The organism is Amycolatopsis sp. A1MSW2902, from assembly GCF_017312175.1.
In the GTDB taxonomy this organism is placed as follows: Bacteria; Actinomycetota; Actinomycetes; order Mycobacteriales; family Pseudonocardiaceae; genus Amycolatopsis; species Amycolatopsis nivea.
In genome coordinates, this window is record NZ_QJPO01000001.1 from 6,822,771 (window position 1) to 6,846,357 (window position 23,587).

General features: G+C 69.1%; 28 protein-coding genes and 1 pseudogene. 14 read left to right on the forward strand and 15 right to left on the reverse strand.

What is annotated here, in order from left to right:
* Positions 1–266: 266 nt before the first annotated feature.
* The 5 genes and pseudogenes from DMP23_RS31595 to purU all read left to right on the forward strand — a co-directional run bounded on the left by DMP23_RS31595 (position 267) and on the right by purU (position 3,818).
* Positions 267–767 carry a DUF2505 domain-containing protein gene (locus DMP23_RS31595; RefSeq protein WP_037807589.1) on the forward strand — a complete coding sequence of 167 codons (501 nt, stop codon included), beginning with the start codon at positions 267–269 and terminating at the stop codon, positions 765–767.
* The gene (locus DMP23_RS31600; protein ID WP_134663657.1) at positions 746–1,546 is read left to right on the forward strand and encodes a class I SAM-dependent methyltransferase; all 801 of its coding nucleotides are present in this window, start codon (positions 746–748) and stop codon (positions 1,544–1,546) included. Before DMP23_RS31595 ends, DMP23_RS31600 begins: the two co-directional genes overlap by 22 nt.
* 69 nt (positions 1,547–1,615) lie before the next feature.
* Complete coding sequence (locus DMP23_RS31605) at positions 1,616–2,413, forward strand: DedA family protein (RefSeq protein ID WP_337823308.1); 798 nt, start codon at positions 1,616–1,618, stop codon at positions 2,411–2,413.
* Positions 2,310–2,921 (forward strand): annotated as a pseudogene (locus DMP23_RS31610) (maleylpyruvate isomerase family mycothiol-dependent enzyme); the annotation flags it as partial. The gene DMP23_RS31605 and the pseudogene DMP23_RS31610, both read left to right, overlap by 104 nt.
* A 45-nt stretch (positions 2,922–2,966) precedes the next feature.
* Positions 2,967–3,818, forward strand: a complete 852-nt coding sequence (gene purU, locus DMP23_RS31615) for a formyltetrahydrofolate deformylase (protein WP_205673414.1) — start codon at positions 2,967–2,969, stop codon at positions 3,816–3,818.
* A gap of 44 nt (positions 3,819–3,862) precedes the next feature.
* Here purU and DMP23_RS31620 read toward each other — a convergent pair whose 3' ends face one another.
* The gene (locus DMP23_RS31620; RefSeq protein ID WP_037807577.1) at positions 3,863–4,912 is read right to left on the reverse strand and encodes an NAD(P)-dependent alcohol dehydrogenase; all 1,050 of its coding nucleotides are present in this window, start codon (positions 4,910–4,912) and stop codon (positions 3,863–3,865) included.
* A 120-nt stretch (positions 4,913–5,032) separates the two neighbouring features.
* Here DMP23_RS31620 and DMP23_RS31625 point away from each other — a divergent pair, with 120 nt between their 5' ends.
* Positions 5,033–5,650 (forward strand): TetR/AcrR family transcriptional regulator, encoded by a 618-nt coding sequence (locus DMP23_RS31625; RefSeq protein ID WP_107050872.1) that lies wholly within the window; start codon positions 5,033–5,035, stop codon positions 5,648–5,650.
* Here the strand turns inward: DMP23_RS31625 and DMP23_RS31630 are convergent.
* Positions 5,631–6,575: a helix-turn-helix transcriptional regulator gene (locus DMP23_RS31630; RefSeq protein WP_337823309.1), complete on the reverse strand. Its 945-nt coding sequence runs from the start codon at positions 6,573–6,575 to the stop codon at positions 5,631–5,633. The genes DMP23_RS31625 and DMP23_RS31630 overlap by 20 nt on opposite strands.
* A 62-nt stretch (positions 6,576–6,637) precedes the next feature.
* On the opposite strand from DMP23_RS31630, the gene DMP23_RS31635 reads away from it, so the two are divergent.
* From DMP23_RS31635 to DMP23_RS31645, 3 genes are read left to right on the forward strand one after another with little or no spacing between them, the layout of a single operon-like run.
* Positions 6,638–7,030: a RidA family protein gene (locus DMP23_RS31635; RefSeq protein ID WP_337823310.1), complete on the forward strand. Its 393-nt coding sequence runs from the start codon at positions 6,638–6,640 to the stop codon at positions 7,028–7,030.
* Positions 7,027–7,431 (forward strand): SRPBCC domain-containing protein, encoded by a 405-nt coding sequence (locus tag DMP23_RS31640; RefSeq protein ID WP_337823311.1) that lies wholly within the window; start codon positions 7,027–7,029, stop codon positions 7,429–7,431. The genes DMP23_RS31635 and DMP23_RS31640 overlap by 4 nt, the downstream gene beginning before the upstream one ends.
* Positions 7,432–7,485: 54 nt before the next feature.
* Complete coding sequence (locus DMP23_RS31645; protein WP_337823312.1) at positions 7,486–8,145, forward strand: haloacid dehalogenase type II; 660 nt, start codon at positions 7,486–7,488, stop codon at positions 8,143–8,145.
* On the opposite strand, the gene DMP23_RS31650 is transcribed toward DMP23_RS31645, so the two are convergent.
* The 3 genes from DMP23_RS31650 to DMP23_RS31660 form a co-directional block, all read right to left on the reverse strand.
* Entirely contained in the window at positions 8,135–9,148 is a 1,014-nt protein-coding gene (locus DMP23_RS31650; RefSeq protein WP_134663651.1) for an NADP-dependent oxidoreductase, read from the reverse strand. The genes DMP23_RS31645 and DMP23_RS31650 overlap by 11 nt on opposite strands.
* Positions 9,149–9,262: 114 nt before the next feature.
* The gene (locus DMP23_RS31655; protein ID WP_037807557.1) at positions 9,263–9,697 is read right to left on the reverse strand and encodes an SRPBCC family protein; all 435 of its coding nucleotides are present in this window, start codon (positions 9,695–9,697) and stop codon (positions 9,263–9,265) included.
* A gap of 96 nt (positions 9,698–9,793) precedes the next feature.
* A complete protein-coding gene (locus tag DMP23_RS31660; RefSeq protein ID WP_337823313.1) occupies positions 9,794–10,711 on the reverse strand; it encodes an ABC transporter substrate-binding protein in 918 nt (305 codons plus the stop codon).
* Positions 10,712–10,851: 140 nt separating this feature from the next.
* Between DMP23_RS31660 and DMP23_RS31665 the strand changes: the two genes are divergently transcribed.
* Together DMP23_RS31665 and DMP23_RS31670 are read left to right on the forward strand one after the other, a co-directional pair.
* Positions 10,852–11,544 carry an ABC transporter permease gene (locus tag DMP23_RS31665; protein ID WP_336157144.1) on the forward strand — a complete coding sequence of 231 codons (693 nt, stop codon included), beginning with the start codon at positions 10,852–10,854 and terminating at the stop codon, positions 11,542–11,544.
* Positions 11,541–12,254, forward strand: a complete 714-nt coding sequence (locus tag DMP23_RS31670) for an ABC transporter permease (RefSeq protein WP_037807739.1) — start codon at positions 11,541–11,543, stop codon at positions 12,252–12,254. The genes DMP23_RS31665 and DMP23_RS31670 overlap by 4 nt, the downstream gene beginning before the upstream one ends.
* On the opposite strand, the gene DMP23_RS31675 is transcribed toward DMP23_RS31670, so the two are convergent.
* The 5 genes from DMP23_RS31675 to DMP23_RS31695 all read right to left on the reverse strand — a co-directional run bounded on the left by DMP23_RS31675 (position 12,208) and on the right by DMP23_RS31695 (position 16,687).
* Positions 12,208–13,596: an aromatic amino acid lyase gene (locus tag DMP23_RS31675; protein WP_337823314.1), complete on the reverse strand. Its 1,389-nt coding sequence runs from the start codon at positions 13,594–13,596 to the stop codon at positions 12,208–12,210. The genes DMP23_RS31670 and DMP23_RS31675 overlap by 47 nt on opposite strands.
* Before the next feature lie 10 nt (positions 13,597–13,606).
* The gene (locus DMP23_RS31680; protein WP_134733617.1) at positions 13,607–14,152 is read right to left on the reverse strand and encodes a YbaK/EbsC family protein; all 546 of its coding nucleotides are present in this window, start codon (positions 14,150–14,152) and stop codon (positions 13,607–13,609) included.
* Positions 14,153–14,183: 31 nt separating this feature from the next.
* On the reverse strand, positions 14,184–14,483 hold the full coding sequence (locus DMP23_RS31685) for a DUF2516 family protein (protein ID WP_037807548.1): 300 nt from the start codon (positions 14,481–14,483) through the stop codon (positions 14,184–14,186).
* A 1,128-nt stretch (positions 14,484–15,611) separates the two neighbouring features.
* Entirely contained in the window at positions 15,612–16,295 is a 684-nt protein-coding gene (locus DMP23_RS31690) for a hypothetical protein (protein ID WP_037807546.1), read from the reverse strand.
* Positions 16,292–16,687: a helix-turn-helix domain-containing protein gene (locus DMP23_RS31695; RefSeq protein ID WP_037807545.1), complete on the reverse strand. Its 396-nt coding sequence runs from the start codon at positions 16,685–16,687 to the stop codon at positions 16,292–16,294. The genes DMP23_RS31690 and DMP23_RS31695 overlap by 4 nt, the downstream gene beginning before the upstream one ends.
* 140 nt (positions 16,688–16,827) lie before the next feature.
* Between DMP23_RS31695 and tgmC the strand changes: the two genes are divergently transcribed.
* Complete coding sequence (gene tgmC, locus DMP23_RS31700) at positions 16,828–17,964, forward strand: ATP-grasp peptide maturase system methyltransferase (RefSeq protein ID WP_337823315.1); 1,137 nt, start codon at positions 16,828–16,830, stop codon at positions 17,962–17,964.
* A 14-nt stretch (positions 17,965–17,978) separates the two neighbouring features.
* Here the strand turns inward: tgmC and DMP23_RS31705 are convergent, their stop codons facing one another.
* Positions 17,979–18,812 (reverse strand): enoyl-CoA hydratase/isomerase family protein, encoded by an 834-nt coding sequence (locus tag DMP23_RS31705; RefSeq protein WP_336157141.1) that lies wholly within the window; start codon positions 18,810–18,812, stop codon positions 17,979–17,981.
* A gap of 122 nt (positions 18,813–18,934) precedes the next feature.
* On the opposite strand from DMP23_RS31705, the gene DMP23_RS31710 reads away from it, so the two are divergent.
* On the forward strand, positions 18,935–19,315 hold the full coding sequence (locus tag DMP23_RS31710; RefSeq protein ID WP_037807737.1) for a winged helix-turn-helix transcriptional regulator: 381 nt from the start codon (positions 18,935–18,937) through the stop codon (positions 19,313–19,315).
* Between the two features lie 124 nt (positions 19,316–19,439).
* Here the strand turns inward: DMP23_RS31710 and DMP23_RS31715 are convergent, their stop codons facing one another.
* From DMP23_RS31715 to DMP23_RS31725, 3 genes are read right to left on the reverse strand one after another with little or no spacing between them, the layout of a single operon-like run.
* Entirely contained in the window at positions 19,440–20,063 is a 624-nt protein-coding gene (locus DMP23_RS31715; RefSeq protein ID WP_037807536.1) for an AAA family ATPase, read from the reverse strand.
* Positions 20,064–20,082: 19 nt separating this feature from the next.
* On the reverse strand, positions 20,083–20,382 hold the full coding sequence (locus DMP23_RS31720) for a TFIIB-type zinc ribbon-containing protein (protein ID WP_078870243.1): 300 nt from the start codon (positions 20,380–20,382) through the stop codon (positions 20,083–20,085).
* Between the two features lie 33 nt (positions 20,383–20,415).
* Entirely contained in the window at positions 20,416–20,784 is a 369-nt protein-coding gene (locus DMP23_RS31725) for a VOC family protein (RefSeq protein ID WP_037807534.1), read from the reverse strand.
* Between the two features lie 94 nt (positions 20,785–20,878).
* Here DMP23_RS31725 and DMP23_RS31730 point away from each other — a divergent pair, with 94 nt between their 5' ends.
* Positions 20,879–21,346 carry a CGNR zinc finger domain-containing protein gene (locus DMP23_RS31730; protein WP_337823316.1) on the forward strand — a complete coding sequence of 156 codons (468 nt, stop codon included), beginning with the start codon at positions 20,879–20,881 and terminating at the stop codon, positions 21,344–21,346.
* A 929-nt stretch (positions 21,347–22,275) separates the two neighbouring features.
* On the opposite strand, the gene DMP23_RS31735 is transcribed toward DMP23_RS31730, so the two are convergent.
* Positions 22,276–23,574 carry a DUF445 domain-containing protein gene (locus DMP23_RS31735; protein ID WP_037807530.1) on the reverse strand — a complete coding sequence of 433 codons (1,299 nt, stop codon included), beginning with the start codon at positions 23,572–23,574 and terminating at the stop codon, positions 22,276–22,278.
* Positions 23,575–23,587 lie beyond the last annotated feature (13 nt).

The following is a 23,587-nucleotide window of genomic DNA, read 5'->3' on the forward strand; positions in this document are numbered from 1 at the left end:
GTCCGTGAGGGCCACCCTCATTGACTCTGATTCCCTCAGGGCCCCCCTCACGTCCCTAAACCGCAGCCGATGCACCCGACGAGCGAGGCACCCAGCCCCTCCCCCGCACCCCGATACGAAGCCTCCCTGCGGGCGGTGGGTGCTTGTCAAGGCATCTTTCCCGCCTTGACAAGCACCCACCGCCCGTCAGCACAATTGGGCTTCGGGGTGCCCCACGCAACCCTCTTTCCGCGGCGAAGCCGCGGCCTCCCGGTACTGTCCGTCACATGGGATCCCGGATCGAGCACCGCGGCGAATTCACCGGCTCGCTCGAAAACGTCTTCACCGCAGTCGCAGGCAAGGACGCCCTCCAAGCCCGCCTAGCCGCCCTCGGCGGCGACGACGCGAAACTCCTCGCCTACACCGCCGAAGGCGACTCCGTCCGCTACGAACTCCAGCACGGCATCAAGGCGGCCAAACTCCCGCAAGCCGTCCGCGCCCTGCACAAGGGCGACATCATCGTCAACCGCACCCAGACCTGGAAGCGGTCCGGCGACGAGTACACCGGCCGGTCCGACGTCAGCGTCGGCGGCGTGCCCGGCGAGATCGGCGCCTCGACCTACCTCAGCCCGAAGGACGGCAAGGTCCTCCTCCGCACCACCGGCGAGGTCGTCGTGCGCATCCCCCTCTTCGGCGGCCGGATCGAGGAGTTCGTCTCCGAGCAGGTGGTCAACCTGCTGCGGCACGAGGACGAGTTCACCGCGCAGTGGCTGGCCGAGCACGCCTGACCCCGGTGGGAGCCCCGACCAGGGGCACCACCAATCCCAACCGGTTGCGCCGGGTCGACCGCTGGCTCGCGAGCGACCCGGGCGTCACGCGGCTGCTGCGGCGCGGCGAAAGTCCCCTTGTCGTCGATCTCGGCTACGGAGCGTCGCCGGTCACGACGGTCGAACTGGCTCGCTGGCTGGCGCGCGTGCGGCCGGACGTCCGGGTGCTCGGGCTCGAACTCGACCCGGAGCGCGTCGCCGCCGCCCTTCCCGCCGCTGATCCGCCCCGGCTCGACTTCCGGCGCGGCGGGTTCGAGCTGGCCGGGACGCGGCCGGTCCTGGTGCGCGCGTTCAACGTGCTCCGCCAATACGCCGAGGACGAGGTCCCCGGTGCGTGGCAGCTGATGCTCGACGCGATGCCGCCGGACGGCCTGCTCGTGGAAGGCACCTGCGACGAGATCGGCAGGCTGGTCACGTGGGTCGTCGTCGGGGCGGACGGTCCGCGCACGCTGACCCTGTCATTGCGCCTAGCCGAACTCGACCGTCCGTCCACAGTGGCCGAACGACTGCCGAAGATCCTCATCCACCGCAACATTCCCGGCGAACGCGTGCACGCCCTGATGTCCACTTTAAACGAATGCTGGGCCGCCGCGGCACCGCACCGTTCCTTCGGCGTGCGCGCCCGCTGGACCACCACCGTCGCCATGCTCGCCGACCGCGGCTGGCCGGTCATCGGCAATCCGGACCGGCGCCGGCTCGGCGAGCTGACCGTGTCCTGGGAAAGCGTCGCGCCGCGCTGAACCCACCTGTTCACCACCCGCACCCCGCTGGGTCACCCCTTGGTGACCTTCAGTGCTGACGATGAGCGGGTGGAACTGCTGGAACACGTCACCGAGCTGATCCGGGGCACACTCGGCTCGCCCTGGCTGTGGGTGCTCGTGTTCGCGATCGCCGGGCTGGACGCGCTGCTCCCGTTCATGCCGAGCGAAACGACCGTGGTGACCGTCGCCGTCCTGATCGGACCGGACCCGGGCAGGCTCGCGCTGCTGGTCGTCGTGTCCGCCGCCGGGGCGTGGGCGGGCGACTGTCTCGGCTACGCGGTCGGCCGCGCCGCCGGTCCGCGCGCCGTCGCCTGGCTGCAGCGCGGACCGTCCGGGCGGCAACGCTACGAATGGGCCCGCGACCAGGTCCGCAGGCAAGCGCCGCTGCTGATCGTCGCCGCGCGCTACCTGCCCGGCGGCCGCGTCGCGAGCGCGCTGGCCAATGGGAGTCTCGGCTATCCGCTGCGCCGGTTCGTGCCGCTCGACGCCGCGGGCGCGGCGCTGTGGTCGGTGTACAGCGCGCTGATCGGGCTCGCCGGCGGGGCCGCGTTCGCCGACCGTCCGGCGTACGGCCTGCTGCTGTCGCTCCTGCTCGGGCTGCTGCTGGTCGTGCTCATCGAATTCGGCCGCCGGGTCCGGGTGCGCAGGCTACGGTCAGTGCATGGACGCGCCACGGCTGCTGGAAGCGATCGACATCCACGCCGACCGGATCAAGGCCGCGACGCTCGCCGCGGGTCCGGCCGCGCCGGTCCGGAACTGTCCGGAGTGGACAGTGCTGGACCTGGTGACGCATCTGACGGCCGTGCTCTCGTACACGGTCGCTGCGATCACCGACCAGAAGGCTGAGCCGCAGCGCGCGACCACGTGGGAGGACGCGCTCGGCCGCTGGGACGGCGAACGCATGGCCGTCCGCGAAGCCCTGCGGCGTCCGGCGGACACCCCGCTGCGCTCGCCGTTCCCGCACGGCGGCCCGATCACCGTCGGCGACTGGACGCGCCGGCTCGCGCACGAGTTCGCCATCCACCGACTCGACGCGGAAAGCGCCTTGCCCGAGCCGCCGGTCACCCGGTACCGCACGGAATTCGCCGAGGACGGCATCGACGAGTTCCTCGCCTTCCTGACCCCACGCAGCGCCCGGCCGAGCGGCCGCGAGGGGATCGTCCAGGTCAGCACCGACACGCGGACGTGGACCGTGCTGCTGCGGCCGGATGAGCCGCCGATGCTGGGCGAAGGCGTCCCGGACCTCACGCTCGCCGGTCCGGCCGACGAGGTGTACCGCGCGCTGTGGGGCCGTCCGAACCACGCCGGGAAAGTCGGCGACGCCACCCTTCTGGAGCCCCTCGCCGCGCCCTGACCAGCGGCCGGTGAGAATGGGCGCGTGTCAGAACCCCAGCGTTACGTGCTCACCTTCGGCTGCCCCGACCGCACCGGCATCATCGCCCGCATCTCGGGCTTCCTCGCCGACCACGGCGGAATGATCGTCGAGGCCGCGTACCACACCGATCCCGACTCGGGCTGGTTCTTCACCCGCCAGGTCGTGCGCGCCGATTCGCTGCCGTTCGACGCCGAGGGGTTGCGCGAGCGGTTCAGCGCGGTCGCGAACGAGCTGTCCGCGGAGTCGAGCTGGCAGGTGCGCGACACCGGCGAGCGCCCGCGCGCGGTGGTGCTGGTGTCGAAGGCCGGGCACTGCCTCTACGACCTGCTGGGCCGGGTCGCCTCCGGTGAGCTGGACGTCGACATCGCCGCGGTGATCGGCAACCACGATTCGCTCGCGGACATCACCCGCGCGCACGGGATCCCGTTCCACCACGTGCCGTTCCCGGCAGGCGACCCGGACGGCAAGGCGGCCGCGTTCGCCAAGGTCCGCGAACTGGTCGACGCCCACGACCCGCACGCGATCGTGCTGGCGCGGTTCATGCAGGTCCTGCCCGCGGAACTGTGCACGGCGTGGACCGGGCGCGCGCTGAACATCCACCACAGCTTCCTGCCGTCGTTCATCGGCGCGAAGCCGTACCACCAGGCGCACACGCGCGGCGTGAAGCTCGTCGGCGCGACCTGCCACTACGTCACCGCGGACCTCGACGCGGGACCGATCATCGAACAGGACGTCATCCGCGTCGACCACGGCGATTCGGTGCAGGACCTGGTGCGCAAGGGCCGGGACATCGAGAAGGTGACGCTGGCGCGCGGCCTACGCTGGCATCTCGAAGGCCGCGTTTTGGTGCACGGCAACCGAACCATGGTGATGTGAGTGGTTGCTGCCGGTGAGATCCGGCAGCAACCGCTCACGAGCCCTCACGCGCCGATCGTCGAGGTGTCGATCACGAAGCGGTACCGCACGTCGCTGTTCTCGACCCGCGCGTACGCCTCGTTCACCTGGTCCGCGCTGATCGTCTCGATCTCCGCGCCGACGCCGTGCTCGGCGCAGAAGTCCAGCATCTCCTGGGTCTCCGCGATGCCGCCGATCATCGAACCGGCCAGCACGCGGTTGCCGCCGAGCAGGGAGAAGACGTTGTACTCCAACGGTTCCCCCGGCGCGCCGACGTTCACCATCGCGCCGCCGACGCGCAGCAGGCTGAGGTAGGCGTCGACCGGCAGCTTCGCCGAGACGGTGTTGAGGATGACGTCGAACCGGCCGGCGAGCGTCTCGAAGGTCGACTCGTCGCTGGTCGCGTAGTAGTCCTTCGCGCCGAGCCGGAGCCCGTCTTCCTGCTTCTTCAGGCTCTGGCTGAGCACGGTGACGTCCGCGCCCATCGCGACGGCCAGCTTGACCGCCATGTGCCCGAGCCCGCCGAGGCCGACGACGGCGACCTTCTTGCCCGGTCCCGCACCCCACCGGCGCAGCGGCGAGTACGTGGTGATGCCCGCGCACAGCAGCGGCGCGGCGACGTCCAGGTCGATGCCCTCCGGGATCCGGCAGACGAACGCGTCCTTCACGACGATCTGCCGGCTGTATCCGCCGTAGGTGTTCTCGCCGTCGAAGCCGACCCCGTTGTACGTCTGGATGTTGCCCTTGACGCAGAACTGCTCGGATCCGGCGCGGCAGTACTCGCATTCGCCGCAGGAATCGACCATGCAGCCGACCCCGACCCGGTCGCCGACCTGGTACTTCGTGACGTCCGAGCCGACCGCGGCGACCACGCCGGCGATCTCGTGGCCCGGCACCATCGGGAAGATCGCGGTGCCCCAGTCCTGGTTGACCTGGTGCAGGTCGCTGTGGCAGATGCCGGCGTAGGCGATGTCGATGAGCACGTCGTCCGGCCGCAGGTCACGGCGCTCGATCGTCGTCGGCGCGAGCGGTCCGCCCGGCGCCGCGGCGGCGATGGCGGAGGTGGTCGTGGTCATGAAGCCCTCCTGGGTGTCCCGTCCGTTCGGGACAAAGTCGATGTAAGAACCCTCTTACATCGACTAGCGTGGGCCTCGGCTTATTCCTCGAAGCGACCACGATCGGGTGTGACACACGACATGGCGGCGCAGTACCACCACCGCAACCTGCGCGCCGAGCTGGTGCGCGTGGCGTTCGACCTGATCGCGGAGAACGGGGTCGCCGGGTTCTCGGTCGCCGAAGCCGCCCGGCGGGCGAAGGTCTCCACCGCCGCGCCGTACCGGCATTTCCCGGACCGCGCGGCGCTGCTGGCCGCGGTCGCCACCACCGCGGCGCGCCAGCTGCGCGAACTCGCCGAGGAAGCGGCCGCCGCCGAAACGGACGACGGTGCCGCGCTGGCCGCGGTGTCCGCCGCGCACACCAAGTTCCTGATGGAAACCCGGATCGGCCTGCACGTGTTCTTCGCCGCCGAGCTGGCTGACGCGCAATACGTCGAACTGCACGAGGCCCGCCGAGAGCTGATCGACGCGTCGCTGCTGCGCTGCCTCACGATCGCGCCGGATCCGGCTATCGCGCTGGAACTGATGGAACAACTCCACACGCAGGCCTACGGCTACGGCGATTTCTACCTCAACGGCGTGTACCAATGGCTCGGCTACCCGACGGAGCAGGTCGTCGCCAAGTCCCGGCGGGCGGCGCGGATCGTGATCGAGGCCTACCGCGCGGGGACTCCAGCGATCAGTCCGGCGGAGTGGTGACGTAGCGGGCAGCCAGCCAAGAACCGAAGCCGTGCAAGCGATCGGTGAGCGCGGCCGGTTCGAGGACATCGAAATCCACGTCCAGATAAGCCAGCCAGCGGGCAGCCCAGTCAAGATCGTCGGTACCGAACCGGAGTTCGCACTCGTCGCCGTCCTCGACGACGGTCGCCACACTCGGGTCGACGAGTTCCCGGACCAGATCAGCCGACGTGTGCACCTGGACCCGCACGCGATACCGCCAGCCCGCGTCCGTGATCAGATCGGCCACAGTGGACGGCGGTTCCGGCGCGGGAAGTTTGATCCCCAGCGGCTGGACCGCTTCGATCCGTTCCACCGCAAAGGTTTTCCATTCGCTGGTTCCGCGCAGACAGGCGACGAGGTACCACTGCCGCCGGACCGTGATGAGCCGGTAAGGCTGCACATCAACGGGTTTCGCCGATCGAGCGTCCCGAGCTCGATGCCGGATCCGCACCGCTTCGCCAGCCCGGCAAGCCAACGCGAGCGGTACCAGGATGTCCCGCGCTGCCTGCCGGAAAGGCTTGCCGGGCAACGATTCCACGTCCGCGAGCGCGGCGAGCCGGGACTGCCAGCGCGTCGGCACCACCTGGGTCAGCTTGGCCAGCGCGGTCACCGTGGCGGTTTCCAGCCCGTCGACCGCCACCGCCGTCTGCAGGCCGAGCGAAACCGCCGCGACCTCGTCGGCGTCCAGCAGCAGCGGCGGCATCGCGGTGCCGTGCGCGAGCCGGTAGCCGCCGACCCGGCCGGGTTCGCCGTCGATGCGATACCCGAGTTCGCGCAGCTGAGCGATGTCGCGGCGCGTCGTGCGCTCGGTGACGCCGAGGCGGGCCGCGAGGTCGGTGGCGGAGATGCCGGGACGCGCCTGCAGCAACGCCAGCGTCTCCAGGCGACGGCTCGTGGTGGTCATGGTTCCGATTCTCGCGCAAAACTAGGACAGTATCCGACCGGGTATCTGGTCATACTCGATTTATGACTCAGCTGCTCCGCCCCGAAGGGCTCCTCCAGTCCCCCGCCTTCGCCCAGGTCGCCGTGGTCCCGCCGGGCGCGACGACGATCTACGTCGGCGGCCAGAACGCGGTCGACGCGAACGGCGCGCTCGTCGGCGGGACCGACGCCGCCGCGCAGGTCGAACGGGTGATGGCCAACCTGAAAACGGCGCTGGCCGCGGGCGGCGCGACCGTCCAGGATGTGGTGATGCTGAACATCCTGCTGGTCGCGGACGTCGATCTCGCCAAGGCCTATCCGGCCGCCGCCGCGGCGCTGGCGGGCGCGACGCCGCCGGTCACCGTCCAGCGCGTGGCCGGGCTGGCAGTGCCGGGCGCGCTCGTCGAGGTCAGCGCGATCGCGGCGGTGGCCGAGTGAGCGTCGGGCGGACCAAGGACGCGGGCTGGCAGATCGGCGTCTCGAAGACGATCGGCCGCTCCGCCGAGGACGTCTGGGACTTCATCACGTCCGCCGAAGGCGTGGCGATCTGGCTCGGCGAGGGCGTCACCGTCCAGCCCGAACCCGGAGTCGGCTACGAGACCGCCGACGGAATCCGCGGCGAGACGCGCAGCTTCCGCGAAATGGACCGGATCCGGCTCACCTGGCAGCCGGCCGGCTGGTCGCACGAGACGACGCTGCAGTTGGCCGTGCGCGCCAGCGGTCCGGGCAAAGCAATGCTGCGCATTCACCAGGAACGGCTGGCCGACGCCGCCGAACGGGAGCAGCAGCGCCGCCATTGGCAGGGAGTTCTCGCCGAACTGATCACCGCGCTTGCCTAGCCCGCGACTGACGGAGGACCCTGGTACGCAAGCGGTTCACCGGCTGGAGGCGCGATGCTGTGCGTGTTCGACGTCAACGAGACGCTGCTCGACCTGACCGCGCTCGACCCGCTGTTCACCCAGTTCACCGGAGATCCGGAAGCGCGCCAGGAATGGTTCACGCTCGCGATCCACACCGTGCTCACGGTGACCGCGGCCGGCCAGTACCGCGATTTCGCGCAGATCGCCGGGGAAGCCGCGGCCGCCGTGTGCGCGCGGCACGGCCATGAACTGACCGACGTCGAACTGGTGAAGGTCGGCGACGGCCTGCGCACCCTGCCCGCGCACGCCGACGTCGTACCCGGCCTGGACCGCTTGCGCCAAGCCGGACACCAGGTCGTCGCCCTCACGAATTCGCCACTCGCCACTGCCGAGGCGCAGCTGCAGAACGCTGGCCTGGCAACGAAATTCGACCGGATCTTCTCCGCGCAGCAGGTCAGCAGGCTCAAACCGGCACCGGAGCCGTATCTCCAGGTGCTGCGTGCCTTCGGCGTCGAACCCGGCCAGGCGGTGATGGTCGCCGCGCACGGCTGGGACATCGCCGGGGCGCAAGCGGCAGGACTCCGGACCGCGCTGCTCGCGCGTCCCGGAGTCCATCCGCTGCCCGGGCTCCCCGCCGCGACCTACACCGCGGCGACGATGCCCGAACTGGCTGACGCGATCGTCAGGAACTGAGGCGCACCAGCATCTTTCCGGTGTTCGCCCCGCTGAGCAGGCCGAGGAAAGCGTCCGGCGCGTTGCGGATACCGTCCACAAAGGTCTCCGAGTACTTGATCTCGCCGGACGCGACGAGCGGCGCGACCTCGGCCACGAACTCCTGCATCAGGTGCCAGTGGTCCAGCACGAGCAGGCCGCGCATGGTGATCCGCTTCGCGATGAGCTGCACCAGGTTGCGCGGCGCCGGGGTCGGCTCGGTGGCGTTGTACTGCGAGATCATGCCGCAGATGGCGATCCGGCCGTGCAGGTTCATCGACGCGATCGCGGCCTCGAGGTGCTCGCCGCCGACGTTGTCGAAGTAGACGTCGATGCCCTCGGGCGCGGCCGCGGCGAGCTGCTCGGCGACCGGTCCGTCCTTGTAGTTGAAGGCGGCGTCGAAGCCGAGCTCCTCGGTGAGGTAGCGGACCTTCTCCGCAGAACCCGCGCTGCCGATCACGCGCTTGGCGCCCTTGAGCCGGGCCAGCTGGCCGACGAGCGAGCCGACCGCACCGGCCGCGCCGGAGACGAAAACCGTGTCGCCTTCCTTGAACTCCGCGCTCACCAGCAGCCCGGCGTACGCGGTCAGACCCGGCATCCCGAGCACGCCGAGGTAGGTCGAAAGCGGCGCGACCGAATCGTCCACTTTGACCGCTCGCTTGGCGTCGAGCACCGCGTGCGTGCGCCAGCCCGCCTGGTGCAGCACGTGATCGCCGACCGCGAAGTCGTCCACAGTGGACTCGATGACCTCGCCGACCGCGCCGCCCTGCATGGCCTCGCCGACCACGAAGGGCGGCGAGTAGGACTTCACGTCGTTCATCCGGCCGCGCATCGCCGGGTCGACGCTCATCACGAGGTTGCGCACCAGGATCTGCCCGGGACCCGGCTTCGGCACCTCGGTCTCGACGATGTCGAAATTGTCCATGGTCGGGACGCCGTGCGGGCGGGCCGCGAGCCGGATCTCAGTCGCTGTGGGTGCGTTCACCGTCGAACTCCGTTTCGTTCAAGCTGGATTGAAGCGGGGCGCGCGCCCCGGTCTATCCGGCCAACGGAGAAACCGGGGCGCGCATTCCGATTGTCCCCGGGGTTGTGGCCAGCGCTACACGATCTCCGCGAGCTTGCCGAGCACGCCGTCGTAGATCTTCTTCAGCCCGCCCGGCGCGAAGGTCTTCTCGAAGAAGCCGCCGATGCCGCCCGCGCCGTCCCAGCTGGTCTCGATGCGGACGAGGGAACGCTCGCCGGAGGCGGTGACGGTCCAGGTGGTGACCATGCTGGAGTTCGCATCGGTCTCGACGAAGGTGCCGGGCGACGGCTCGGTCACCGTGGCCGCGACGTCGCGCACTCGCTTGGACGTGGCCTGCAGCTTCCAGCTGGCCTTCGTGCCGGCGCCGACGCCGCCCTCGCTGACCTCGTAGTCGCGGTAGTGCTCGGTGAGCAGCTTCGGCCGGGTCTCGGCGTAGTCCGCGACCAGCTCACGCACGCGTTCCACCGGCGCGTCGATCGTGCGCTCCGCGGTGGCCGTGACCTTGCCCATGTCGTTTCCTCCTCAGGGTTCCGCCGAGGTCACCTTCGCACATGGGGTGAGGGGCGGCGATCCCGGTTCGCACCGGGATCGCCGCTCCCGAGAAGGTCAGGAGAGGCCCTGCTGCTTCAGCCAGTCCTTCGCCACGTCAGCCGCGGGCTCGCCGTCCGCGTCGACCCGCTTGTTCAGCTCGCGCATGCCGTCCGTGGTGAGCTTCGCGCTGACCGCGTTGACGACGTTCGCGAAGTCCGCGCCGCGCGCGTCGAGCACCTTCTTGTTCACCGCGGGCACCACGTTCTCGGTGGGCACGATGGAGAGGTCGTCCTTGAGCGCGACGTACTGCGGGTCGCCGACCAGCGGGCTGACCGAGTCGACCGGGATCACCGTGACCGCGCCGGAGTTCAGCTGCTGCACGCGCGGCCCGGCCTCCTGCACGGTCTGGAAGGTCGCGTTCGTCAGCTTGTAGACGTCCTTGAAGCCCTGGAAGCACGGCAGCCGCTTCTCGCACTCCGGCGGACCGGCCATCACGACCTTGTCGAGCTTCTTCAGGTCGCTGATCGACGCGATGCCCTTCGACTTCGCGAGGTCGGCCTTCACGATGTAGGTGTTCTTGTCCTCGGCGGCCGCGTAGTTCAGCAGCCCGACGCCCTCGGGCGCGAAAAGCTTCTCCAGCTGTTCGTGCTCGGCCTTGGCGTCCTTGGTGGCTTCCTTGCCGAAGCCGGTCGTGATCGCCGCGCCCTGGTACTCCGGCAGGAACTGCAGTTCGCCGGATTTGAGCGACGGGTAGACCAGCTCCCGCGAGCCGAGGTTCAGCTTCCGGGTGACCGGATAGCCCTTGGCCTCCAACGCGCCCGCGTAGATCTCGGCAAGGATCTGGCTGTCGGTGAAGTTGAACGAGGCGACGACGATCGGAGCGCCGCCCTTGCTCGGCGCGGCCGGCTGGTCGCTTCCCCCACCGCACGCGGTCAAGCCGAGCGCGGCCGTCGCCAGCAGCGCGGCCACTCGGATGTTCCGGGTCCAGCGCACGTGTCCCCACACTCCTCAGTTCACTCGTTAGTGGGAATGGACCCTAACCGCGACCCCCGACAGAAACCACTGGTTAGGAATCCTCGCCACGGAATCTCACGGGCCGGAATATTGTCGCTCGATCGGGGTAAGGTCGCGCCGTGCACGCGTCCGTGACCCCGCTGCTGGCCGACAGCAGCCGTCCCCTCTTCGAATGGCGGTGGGTCGAACGCAACGCTGACGCGATTCTTCAGCGGCTCGGCGAGCACGTCGCCCTCACCGCGACCGCGCTCGGCGTCGGCCTCGTGCTCTCGCTCGCGCTGGCCACGCTGTGCCTGCGCTACCGCTGGTTCTATCCGTTCGTGATCGGCACGGCGGGCGCGCTCTACGTGATCCCGAGCCTCGGCGCGTTCGCGCTGCTGGTTCCGCTGCTCGGGTTCTCCTTCGCCACCTCGGTCATCCCGCTGGCGACGTACACGCTGCTGATCCTGATCCGCAACATCGTGACCGGCGTGCAGCAGGTGCCGACCGAAGTGCGCGAAGCGGCGATCGGGATGGGCTTCACGCCGCGGCGGCTGTTGTGGCAGGTGGAGCTGCCGCTCGCGCTGCCGGTGGTGATCGCCGGGCTGCGGGTGGCCGCGGTGACGACGATCGGCCTGGTCACCGTCACGTCGCTGCTCGGCAAGGGCGGGCTCGGCTACTTCATCCGGGCCGGCATCCAGACGACGATCCCCAACCCGAGCCCGATCATCGTCGGCATCGTGCTGTCGATCGCGCTGGCCGTGCTCGTCGATTTGCTGCTGTGGCTGAGCGAACGCGCGCTGGCCCCGTGGGCGCGGAGGGCCGTTCGATGAGCTTTTTCGAGCAGCTGGGCCACTGGCTCGCCGACCCGAACCGCTGGAGCTGGACCGATCCGGCCGGGATTCCGTTCCGGACGGTGCAGCATCTGTGGTTCTCCGCGCTGGCACTGGCGATCTCGATCGTCCTGACCGTTCCGTTCGCGCTGTGGCTCGCGCACTACCGGCGCGGCCAGTTCCTGGCGAGCAGCGCGGTGAACATCGGCCGCGCGATCCCGAGCTTCGGGCTGATCATCCTGTTCTGGTTCCTGGCCAGCCGGTGGGGCGCGAACACGGACTTCTGGCCGCTGCTGCTGGCGCTCGTCGCGCTGGCGCTGCCGCCGCTGTTCACCAACACCTACGCGGGCGTGGTGCAGGTGGAACAGGAAGTCGTCGACGCGGCGCGCGGCACCGGGTACCGCGAATGGCAGATCATGCTGCGCGTGGAACTGCCGCTGTCGTCGCCGGTGATCGTGGCCGCCGCGCGAGTGGCGTTCCTGCAACTGATCGCGACGGTCGCGATCGGCGCGATCGTCAACGACGGCGGCGGGCTGGGCCGCTACATCGTGGACGGTTTCGCCCTCGGCGAGCAGGGCCATGGCGAAATCTTCGGCGGCGGTCTTGCGGTGGTGATCCTGGCGCTGGTGTGCGAGGGCTTGTTCGCTTTGTTGACCAAGCTGGCTACGCCTCGCGGTCTCGCACTTCAACAGGCCCGTCGGGACTCGTGAGACAGACCTCGGCGAGTTGGTCAATTTCCGGCCCCAGCGACCGATCGACCACCACCGGCTCGATCCTCTCCGCGAGCCAGGCGTAGGTGTCAGCCAGCCTCGGCGCGCCTGGGGCCTTGAGCAGATACCGCGCCTGCCGCCCCGCGATCAGCTCGCACGCGGTGATGGCGAAGAAGCGCTCGATCACTGTCTCCAGCTCGGTGCCAGCCTTGCTGGCGAACGCTTGCACATCCTCCTGACCAGCGGAAGTATCCAGCGACCCGAGCGTCGCCGGTGCGGCCAGACGACGCATCGCATGCAGCTCGCCAGCCGCGCGTTTGTGCAACGGCGTAAGCCCGGCCTGCGGCCCCGGGTCCACCGCGAGCTGCGGCGGCAACCCGCTGAACTGCGGGTCGAGGAGGCGGTGAAGCCGCTGAACCGAAACTTCCGCCGCGTGGACGAGGGCTGCCTTGACCGCGTCCATCCGAAGCCCGAGCGCGGCGGCGTGATAGCCGGTCGTCGGGACGAACTCGCCGTTGACGAAGCCCGGCGAGTCCGCCGGGGTTTCCCAGGACTCCTGCAAGGTTTCCCGGAGTTCCTCGACCGTCCGGCTGACGTATTCAAGCACCTTCGGCCCGACTCGCACCGAGATCGGCGCCTGCACGACGCTCTTGTTGGTGGCGGCCCCTTCGATGAGTTCCTCGATGCGGGTGCCGCGGTAGATCGCTTGCGGCGCACCAAGAACGTCCACGGTGATCGCCGCGCAGGCCGTCTGCCAATCGATCAGCCGACGCATCCTCTTGCCGCACACCCACGCGTACGCCTCGGCCAGCGGCGAACCTTGAATCAGGCTCGCCCCTTCCTTCGGCCCCAGCACGAACGGCCGCACCCCGCGCCGGCTTAACGCTTCCGCCGCCGGGACCTCGGCACCGTCCTCGATGACCGTGCCGAGCCCGACGAACGTCTGGAACGCGTGCGCCAGCGGGATGATTTCGCCGGCGCTGCCGAGGCTGTCGCGCGGGACGGCCGGGAGGAACCCGTCGTTGATCCGGTCTGCGAGGAAGCTGACCAGCTCGGGACTGACCGCCGCGTCGCCGCGGAGAAACCCGCGCAGCCGCATGCACAGCAACGCCCGGGTCAACTCCAGCGACAACCACGGCTTCCCGCCGACCGCCCGGCCGACCAGCAGATTGCGCTGATGGTCAGCCTGCTGCGCGGCAGTGAGCCGGGTCCCAGCGAGCCGCCCCATCCCGGTGTTGACGCCGTAGACGAGGCTGTCCTGGCCCAGCGCGGCCAACATCGCCTCGCGCTGCTGCTTCAGCTTCTGGAGGGCCGCCGGGCTGATCTCGACTGGTTCGTCCACTGTGGACAGTTCAGCGCGCGAGCCCGTCGATGACCTCGGCGTTCGGCAGCCCAGCGAGCGCCGCACCGGAGATCAGGAGCTTGCTGCCGCGGATCCCGCTGCCGATCACCAGCTCCGGCGCGTCCGCGACGGCTTGGTCGATGAGGATCGGCCAGTCCGCGGGCAGCCCGACCGGCGTGATGCCGCCGTACTCCATGCCGGTAAGGGAAACGGCCTCGTCCATCGGCGCGAAGGACGCCTTCCGCACGTCGAGGCGGCGCTTGATGACACCGTTGACGTCGGCGCGGGTGGTCGCGAGCACGAGCGCCGCGGCGAACCGGACCTCCCCGGCCCGCTTGCCAGCGACAACAACGCAGTTCGCGGAGGCAGTCAACGGCGACCCGTACGCCTCGCAGAACGCGGCGGTGTCAGCGAGCTCCGGATCGATCTCAGTGACGCCGACCTCGTCCGGCGCGGGCATCGCGGCAAGCGCCTTGGAGACGGGTTCGGCAAGCAGGTCAGTACGGGTCGGCGCGGGAACGACAGTGAGGCTTCCGGCGATAGTCCAGGTGGTCACCAGCCCGAATGTAATCCGCCGGGCTTCCCGGTCACCAGTTGCGGTGGCCTCGCTGAACCTCGATGAGCTTCGGCCGCACGTCGACGATGTAGACGAGCGCCGCCGCCATCGCGGGCACCCAGAAGATGAACCCGACCCCGTTCCCCTGCAGCGGGAACAACACCAGGGCGACCGTGGCCACGCCAGTGATCAACATCCAGACCGGCTTGGTCTTGCGATCGGCCGCCGAGTACGCGTCGGCTCGCTGGAGCAGCGCGTGAACGAAGGCGAAGAGCCCGACCAAGGCGCTGCCCCAGTGGATGACCCTGAGGATCCATTCGGCAACCAGCACGCAGCCAGCTTACGGCAAACCGCCCACGCCGCCCGCTCCCCCAAAAACCGGCACTGTGACATGACTGCTGGTCAGGCCCGGGTGGGGCGGGTTTGGCCGCGGTTATCTCAACGACGGCTGTCGGGGTGACAACGGTCACTCCGGTTGGGTGCCTCGGCTTAGGTCGGACCCAGTCCGCTGGCCCATGAAGCTAGGTCCGACCCAACTCGCTGCCGTGAGCCTAGGTCGGACCTAGTCGGCCGTGACGAAGCTAGGTCGAACCCAGTCCGCCGCCAGAGAGCCTAGGTCGGGCCTAACTCGCTGCCGTGCATCTAGGCCGAACCTAACGATGCTCGCGCGAGGTGGGCTCGACCCAACATCGACTTCGCCGCAACATCCGCGGCGGCGCACGGCGACCGGACCAACCCGCCCGACGCTGCCCCCGAAACACCCCGCACAGGGCGACGGCGGCACGGTCCTCCGATTCAACGGCGCGACGGCAGGTTCACCGACACCCCCGCTGCCACATCCCGGCACGCCGCCCGATTCAGCGGTGCGGATCAGCAGCGCGGGCCCAGTCCGCCACGCGGCGGCGCGGTGGCAACCTCACCACACCCCCGCCGCCACATCCCCGGACGCCACCTGATTCGGCGGCGCGAGGCACAGTCCGCCATGCAGCGGCACGGCACCACCGTCCCCAACACGGCGACGCTGCCGCCAACCCAACGGCGCCCCCGAGCATCCCCCAACACGGCGACACTGCCGCCAACCCAACGGCGCCCCTGAGCATCCCTCAACCCGGCGACACTGCCGCCAACCCAACGGCGCCCCTGAGCATCCCTCAACCCGGCGGCACCGCCGCCAGCACAACGGGCGCCCCCGAGCATCCCCAACACGGCAACCACCGCGGCCAACCCGACGGCACCCCGGAACATCCCCCAACACGGCAACCACCGCCGCCAACCCAACGCCACCCAGGAACATCCCCAACACAGCACACGGCGGCCGGACCAACCCAGGCCCGGCCGCCGTGCGACCCCTCGATTTTCAATTCTCGCCCTCGGCGTCCCCGGCGCAAACCGGTCCGCCCCAACGGTTCCGAGTGCCGGAGCACCCGAACCGCCGATCAGTGCGGCAGTGACTCCGCCGTCACTTCTCCGTCTTCGGCGCGGCCGGCTTCTTCGCGTTGGCCGTCGTGCTGGTGGTCGTGCGGCGGGCCGGCGTGGCGGTCTTCGGCGCGGTGCGGTTCGCGGCCTTGCGGGCCACCGACCGGGTCTCGTGCGCGACGTTCTCGCCGATTTCCTCAACCGCGTCCGCGGTGTCGCCAGCCACCTCGGTCACCTTGCGGGCAGCCTTCTCACCAGCGGAACGGGTGCGCTTGGTGACCTTCGCCAGCACGCCGTCGACGCGCTCACGGGTCTCCTCGGTCAGGCCGTCGACGCGCTCCTGCGCGGCGGTCAGCGCGTCGTCCAGCTGCTCAAGGGCCTTCTTGACCTGCGGCTGCGCGGCGATCTTGTCCCACGCCTGCTCGCCGGACTCGGCCAGCTTGTTGTACAGCTTCAGCGCGGCCTCGGTGTACTCGTCGATGGCCTTGCGCAGTTCGGCCGGGTCGAGCTTCTCGCGGAGGCTTTCGACGTCGGTCGGCAGTTCCTCGAAGCCCTTGCGGGCAGCCTCGGTGTTCTTAGTGACGTTGGCGCGGGCCTTGGCGACCGCGTCGGTCACGGCCTGGCTGGCCAGGTTGCCGGCGCCGAGCGCGGCGAGCAGCGGGGTGCGGACCTGGTCGAGCGCGGTGTTGACGGCCTTGCGGACGTCCTCGGTCTTGGGCGTGGTCATGCCGACTCCTCAGTGGTCTCTTGGGTGGTCTTCGGTGCGGTGTTCGCGGCGGCGTTTTCGCGCCGGAAGGACTCGTAGACGTCGAGCAGGACCTGCTTCTGCCGTTCGGTCAGCTCGGCGTCGGCGCGGATCGCGTCGCCGACCGGGCCGCCGGTCGGCAGGTCGAGGATTCCGGCCTGCACGTACAACGCTTCGGCCGAGATCCGCAGCCCTTTCGCGATCTGCTGGAGGATCTCCGCGCTGGGTTTGCGGACCCCGCGCTCGATCTGGCTCAGGTACGGATTGGACACTCCGGCGAGTTTCGACAGCTGGCGCAGCGAAATCTTCGCGGAACTGCGCTGCTGGCGGATGTACTCGCCGATGTCGGAGGCGATGTCCGCGACCTTGTCCATGGGGCGCTGTGCTCCGCCGGGTTCTGTCATCCGGTCACCTCCTCGCGACCTACTCGACAGTACGCTCGCGTGCTAGCTATTGCAAGCACCCTGCTTGCAACCATCGGGTGTGGTTCCGCTCACCCCGTTACCCTGGGCTTATGCGGGCACAACGGTTGCGTCGACGCCTGGTCCGGCACCTCGTCGAAGAGGACGTGCTGCACGACGAGGCCTGGACCGACGCGTTCGCGACCGTCCCCCGGCACGCGTTCCTGCCGCGGTTTTTCGTGCCAGCCGGCGACGGCTGGGCGGCGGTCGACCGCGGCGATCCGGACTGGCTGGACCGCGTCTATTCGCGCGACGTCCTGGTCACCCAGCTCGACGACGACCCGTCGCTATGGGACCGGGCCCGCGCGCACGGACCGGTCCCCGGCGTGCCGACCAGTTCGTCCAGCATGCCCGCGATCATGGCGATCATGCTGGAAGAACTCCTGGTCCGCGACGGCGACCGGGTGCTGGAGATCGGCACCGGAACCGGGTACAACGCGGGTTTGCTGTGCCACCGCTGCGGTTCCGGCCAGGTGTCCACAGTGGACATCGACCCGGTCATCGCGGCCGCCGCGCAGGAACGCCTCGCCTCCTGCGGCTACGCCCCCGCGTGCGCCACCGGCGACGGTGCACTCGGTTTCCCGGCCGGAGTGCTCTTCGACCGGGTCCTGTGCACCGCGTCGGTCTCCCGGATTCCCCTTGCCTGGCTTGCTCAAACCCTCCCCGGCGGACACATCGTCACCACCCTCAACCGCCCGCTCGGCGGCGGACTCGTCCGCCTGACCGCAGGCGAAGGCGCGACCGCCGAAGGCCAGGTCCTTGCCCGCGACGGTCGCTTCATGCCCCTGCGTGCACATCGCCTGCCACCGCTCGCGCACCTGCCGTCCGCTGCCGATGCGCAATGGCGCCCGACAGAACTGTCAATGACAGATGTGCTTAAACCACAACGACATTTCGAGTTCTTCGCGTCGCTGGAGCTACCTGAGGTACGCCCGGTGCACGTCGACCCGAACGGCGCTTTCGCACTGTCCCATCCGGACGGTTCCTGGGCCCGGACCCGTCGCACGAACTCCGGTTTCGAGGTAGCACAAGGAGGTCCACGCGCGTTGTGGGATATCGCCGAGGACGCGCACCGGCGCTGGGAATCGCTCGGACGCCCCAGCCGGTCGCGCTTCGGCCTCACGGTCAACGCCGACGAGCAGACTTTTTGGCTGGACGATTCGCAATCCGAGAATCGCTGGCCGCTGTAGGGCGGATCCGCCGATCACCCCGCCAGCCCGCGAAGCAGCCCCTCCAGATCGCGCTCGCCCGTCCGCGTTTGCGCACCCCGCGCCAGTCCGCCCCGAATTAGCGCTTCCGCCGCAGGACGCGTGAACTGTCCCGCCCAAGCGTCGTGTTCCCGCTGAAATCCGGTGGCCAGATCATCCGGAACGACGGCTTTTTTCGCCGCGGCGATCACGCCTTCCGGCAACGCGGCGATGTTGCGGGCCAGCCGATCAACCACTTCTTCGAGTTCGTCAGCAGGCACGGCCCGGTTGACCCAGCCGTAGCGTTCGGCCGTCCGCGCGTCGTACAACTCGGCACCGAGCACGATTTCCAACGCCCGGTTGCGGCCGACCCGGTTCGCCAGATACTGCGTCCCTCCGCCGCCCGGGACAATCCCCATCAGCGCCTCGATCTGCCCGAGCCCCGCGGTCTCGATCGCCGCGAAGGCCAGGTCCACGGCCGCGACGAACTCCGCCCCGCCGCCTCGCGCCAGACCGGCGAGCTGCACGATCGTCACCTGCGGTTGCTGCCGCAGAAGTTCGCCCAACGCCTGGAAAACGTTGAGCCCCAAGGGAATCTCGGGAGCGAAGTGGTCGAACGCGTCCGGAGTGTCGACCAGAGACATGTCGACGTGCGCGATGAAGAAGTCCGGGTCGGCGCTGTCGAAAACGATCACGCGCGCGGAATCGTCGGCTCGCAGCGTGAGCAGCAGCCGCCTGAGGTCCGCCATGAGAGCGACGTCGAGGACGTTGACGGGCGGGTTGTCGATGGTGACGCGGACGATGCCGCCCTCGCGGCGCACGCGCAGGGTCGGGTAGTCGTCGGGGTGCATTCGGGTCTCCGATACGTATCCGGCAGGCAGCTAGGTTCCTGATGTATACCTAGGCTCGGGCGCGGACCGACCAGCGTCAATAACGCACTTTGGGCATCGCAAGGATCATGGAGGATACCGAGATGGCCGCTCCCGACACCGGCACTGTGTACCGGGCCGACTGTCCCAGCCGCCCGATCCTCGACCAGATCGCCGACAAGTGGTCGATGATGGCGATGGCAGTCCTGGAGGAGCCGCGCCGGTTCAACGACATCAAACGCCGACTGGAAGGCGTGACCCAGCGGGTGCTGACCCAAACCCTGCGCAGGCTGGAACGCAACGGCATGATCGTGCGGCGAGTACTGCCGACGTCCCCCGTCGGAGTCGAGTATTCCCTTACGCCACTTGGCGAATCACTGCGCGAGCCGTTCGGCCGACTGTACGACTGGACCGTCGCGCACACCGGCGAAATCCACGAATCCCAGCAGCGCTACGACGAACGGCTCCGCGCGGAACAATCGTGAGGCGTCACTAGGTCCGACCCAGCCAAAATCCTGCTCCCGCACTGATCTCTAGGTCCGACCCAGCTCACACACTGATCCTTAGGCCCGACCCAGCTCACGCACCGATTCCTAGGTCCGACCCAACTCACGCGCCAGTCCTTAGGTCCGACCCAATTCTGGCCCGAACCCACTTCTCCACCGCGGTCACGACGTCCTCGAGCGGAGCCTCCGTCGTGTCGATGGACTCGACCTGCCCGCGTATCCACAGGTTGAACTCGAGCATCTCCTCGATCCGCGGCTCGTCCCACTCCCGCCACGCCGGCCGGGCACGCAACCGGCGTCGGAGGGTCTCGTTGTCCGCGACCAGCGCCAGATAGTGCACGTCCGAGAAGAAAACGCGCTCTGGCAACGGTTCCAGCTCCTGCGGCGCGACCGTCCCGCACAGCACGACCGGTCGTCCGTTCTGGTGCAGCATCGCCGCCATCCGCAGCCAGGCCCCGCGAAACGCCGGGTTGCCGGGGACGTCGTCCTGCAGCGCGCCGGTCCACAGCACGTCCTGCTCTAGCACGACGGCCTCACCCGCCAACCGCTGCGCCAGCTTCGGCCCGACTGTCGATTTGCCGCCCGCGCTCGGCCCCGTCAACGCGAACAACGGCAGCCGCCGGAACGGCCACCGGTGTCCGCACTCCACACACCGCAGAAGGTCCGCCTCGGCCTGTGGACAACTCGCGCGGTCGCCACAGGCCGGACAGATCCGCAGGTCAAGCACTACTGGAACGGTGGACAACTCAGTCGAAGAGGTTCTCGAGGAAGCTGCGCTTGCGTCGTCCGCCGTACGGGCGCGGCGAATCCCCGTAACCACCGCGGTACGGCCGCGGCGAGTCCGCGTGCCCGCCTCGGTACGGGCGCGGCGAATCGGGACGGCCGTAAGGCGGTGGCTGCTGCCGGTAGAAAGCGCTCTCGGCACCGGCGATCTGCTCCAGCTCGCCGCGGTCGAGGAAGATCCCGCGGCAGCCGTCGCACTGCTCGATGTGGACGCCGTTCTTGTCGACAGTGCGCATCATGTTCTGACACTTCGGACAAATCACGCAGCCGACCCTACGCGGATTCGCCGCGCCGTGTCAGCAGGCGCAGAGGCAGAACGGGTGGCCGACCGGATCGGCGTACACGCGGAAGGTCTCCGGAGAATCGTCGAGCAGCTTCGCTCCCAGCCCGAGAATGCGCTGGTGAGCGGCCTCGAGATCGGGAACGTCGAGGTCGAGGTGCGCCTGCTGCGGCTTGTCCTGCGACGGCCATTCGGGCGCGCGGTAATCAGCCACCCGCTGAAATTCCAGCCGGACGCCGCCGCGCGGGTCGACGAGCGTGGCCCAGTGGTTGTCCGGAGCGATCTTAGGTTCGTCCCACTCAAGCAAGGAGCGGTAGAACCCGGCGAGCGCTCCTGGGTCCGGACAGTCGAACGCAACGCCGCCGAAAGTCGGAATCGCACCCATGTTGCGGCCATCCTCTCCTAGTCGCGTAACCAGTAAAGTGAGTATGGGAGTTAGTGAGCCAGGTCGCAACCGGTATCGCCCGTACACTGGGCAGGTGCACACCGACGCTTCCTTGGTGGTCGCCTTCCTGAACACCGTCGACATCGAACGGGGCGACGACCTGCTGGACGATCCGGAGCTCTGGCGGCAGTGGGCCGCGGACCACGACGTGTCACCGAACGATCCCGCCGAAGCCCGCGCCGTACGCGACAGCCTGCGCGCCGCCGTCGGCGACCCGCGGCTGCCCGCGACCAAGCTGGACGTCCCGCTCCGCTTCACCCTCACCGAAACCGGCCCGACGCTGCTCACCCCGGACGCCGTCACCGCGACCCTGGCCGCGACCACCCGCCTAGCCATCCGCGGCGACTGGGTCCGCCTGAAAATCTGCCCCGCCGACGACTGCCTGTGGGCCTTCTTCGACGAATCCCGCAACCGCTCCCGCACCTGGTGCTCGATGCGAGTCTGCGGAAACCGCGAAAAAGCCCGCTCCTGGCGCGCCCGCACGGCGGCTGTGCACAACTGACTCCCTGTGGACAACTTGTCCACACACACCACATGTGCACGTGCAGATGCCCCGGATCCCCACAAGTTGTGGACAGCGATTAGGCCATCACCGTGAATTCCTGTGGATAACCCCGGGGATAACTCAGCTTCCTGTGGACAACTGGTTTGAACAAGCCATGGCTGTGGTATAGGACGCCGCGCATCCGACCGACCACCCGACGCAGCCGGTCGAGGCCGAGGAGAACCACGGAGGGCGCTGCACCCGAAGCGCCGGGACACCCGCGCTTTCGAGCCGCCACCCACGGAGCTTCGCGGTGACCAATCGCGCGCTGGCTCGATGGCGAATTCCGCTCAACCACAACGAAATCCCGGGACTGCTGCCAGCCCGGATCCGACGGCGATCCCAACCCGCCGCGACCAAGTCAGCCCACCGCCGCGCGGTGACCGCGCCACCCCGAACCGCACCAACCAGACCAACACGGCCAACCACCGTGCGGCGACCGCGCCGTTCTGAGCCGCCCCCGCTCGACTAGATCAGCCAACCGCCGGGCGGCAACTGAGTGATTCCGAACCGCATCGTCCAGGCCAGCCATCGGAAACCGCCGCCCTGGGAGCAGGCGAATCCCCGCTGCTGAACGACGTCCGCGCAATTCCGAACTGCACCAGCCGGGCCAGCACACCCGGCCTCGAACCGGCAACCGCGCCGTCCCGAACAACACCGGCCGGACCGGGCCAGCACAGTCAACCGCCAACCGCGAGCAGGCGGATTCCCGTGGTCTCGCACGCGGAGCGTGCCCAAACGCCGCCCGCAACCCAACCAACCGGCAACCGCTGGCCGACGTCCCCTGGTTGCAGGCTGATGGCCGCGAGCAGGCGAACTCCGCCCCGACAGCCGCCCCCAACCCCAGCCACCGCGACCAACCCACCGCCCGCACAGCGCAACAACCCTCAAAAAAGCAACTGCGCCACCGCGTAAATCACCAGCCCAGCCAGCGCACCCACCACGGTCCCGTTGATCCGGATGAACTGCAGATCCCTCCCGACCTGCAGTTCGATCTTCCGGGACGTCTCCTCGGCGTCCCATCGCTCCACCGTGTCCGTGATGATCGTCGTGATCTCGCGGGAGTAGTGGGTCACCAGGTAGACCGCCGCGCTCTCGACCCAGCCGTCTACCTTCGACGTCATCGACGGGTCGTCCACCAGACGCTTGCCGAGCGACTCCAGGCCGCCGCGGACCCGCTGGCGCAGTTCGCTGGAAGGGTCCTCCGCGGCGTTCAGCAGCATCTCCTTGGCCGTCGCCCACGCGTTGCCGATCAGCTTCTGCACTTCGCCGTGGTTCACGATCTGGCCCTTGACCTGCTCGGCCCGCTCCATCGTCTTCGGGTCGGTCTGCAGGTCCTGCGCGAACTCGCCGAGGAACTTGTCCAGCGCCAGGCGCATCGGGTGGTTGACGTCCGTCTTCACCGCCCAGGCGAAGGTCAGGACCTCGCCGTACACCTTGTCCGCCAGCATTTCGTCGACGAACTTCGGCGACCAGCTCGGCGCGCGGTCCGAGACCACGCGCAGCATCGTCTGGTGGTTGTCCCGGACCCATTCGTAGGCGCGGTCGCACATCAAATCCACCAGCTTGTGGTGCGCGCCGTCCTCGAAAACGCCCGCCAGGATCTTGCCCAGCGGCGGGCCCCACGGCTTGTCGATCACGCGCTTGACCACGGCCTGCTCCATGATTGCCTGCACGTCCTCGTCGCGGAGCACCGTGACCGCGCCGCGCACGACGGTCGCCAGTTCCGACGTCACGCGTTCCGCGTTGTCGCGCTGCGAAAGCCAGCCGCCGAGCCTGCTCGCGACCTCGACGCGGCGGAGCTTGTCGCGGATGACGTCGGGAGACAGGAAGTTCGAGCCGACGAACTCGCCGAGGCTGTTGCCGAGCGCATCCTTCTTGTTCGGGATGATCGCGGTGTGCGGGATCCGCAGTCCGAGCGGATGCCGGAACAGCGCCGTCACCGCGAACCAGTCCGCGAGCGCGCCGACCATGCCCGCCTCTGCCGCGGCGCGCACGTAGCCGACCCAGCCGCTCCAGCCCGCCGACTCCGCCCAGCTCGTCAGCAGGAACACGATCGTCGCGCCGAGCAGGAAAGACAGCGCGACCAGCTTCATCTTCCGCAGGCCGCGCCGTTTCGCCTCTTCGCCGGCGGTGCCGCCGGGCGGATCCGCGGGCGTGACCTTGGCAGGGGTGAGTTGCTCCACACCGCCATTGTCC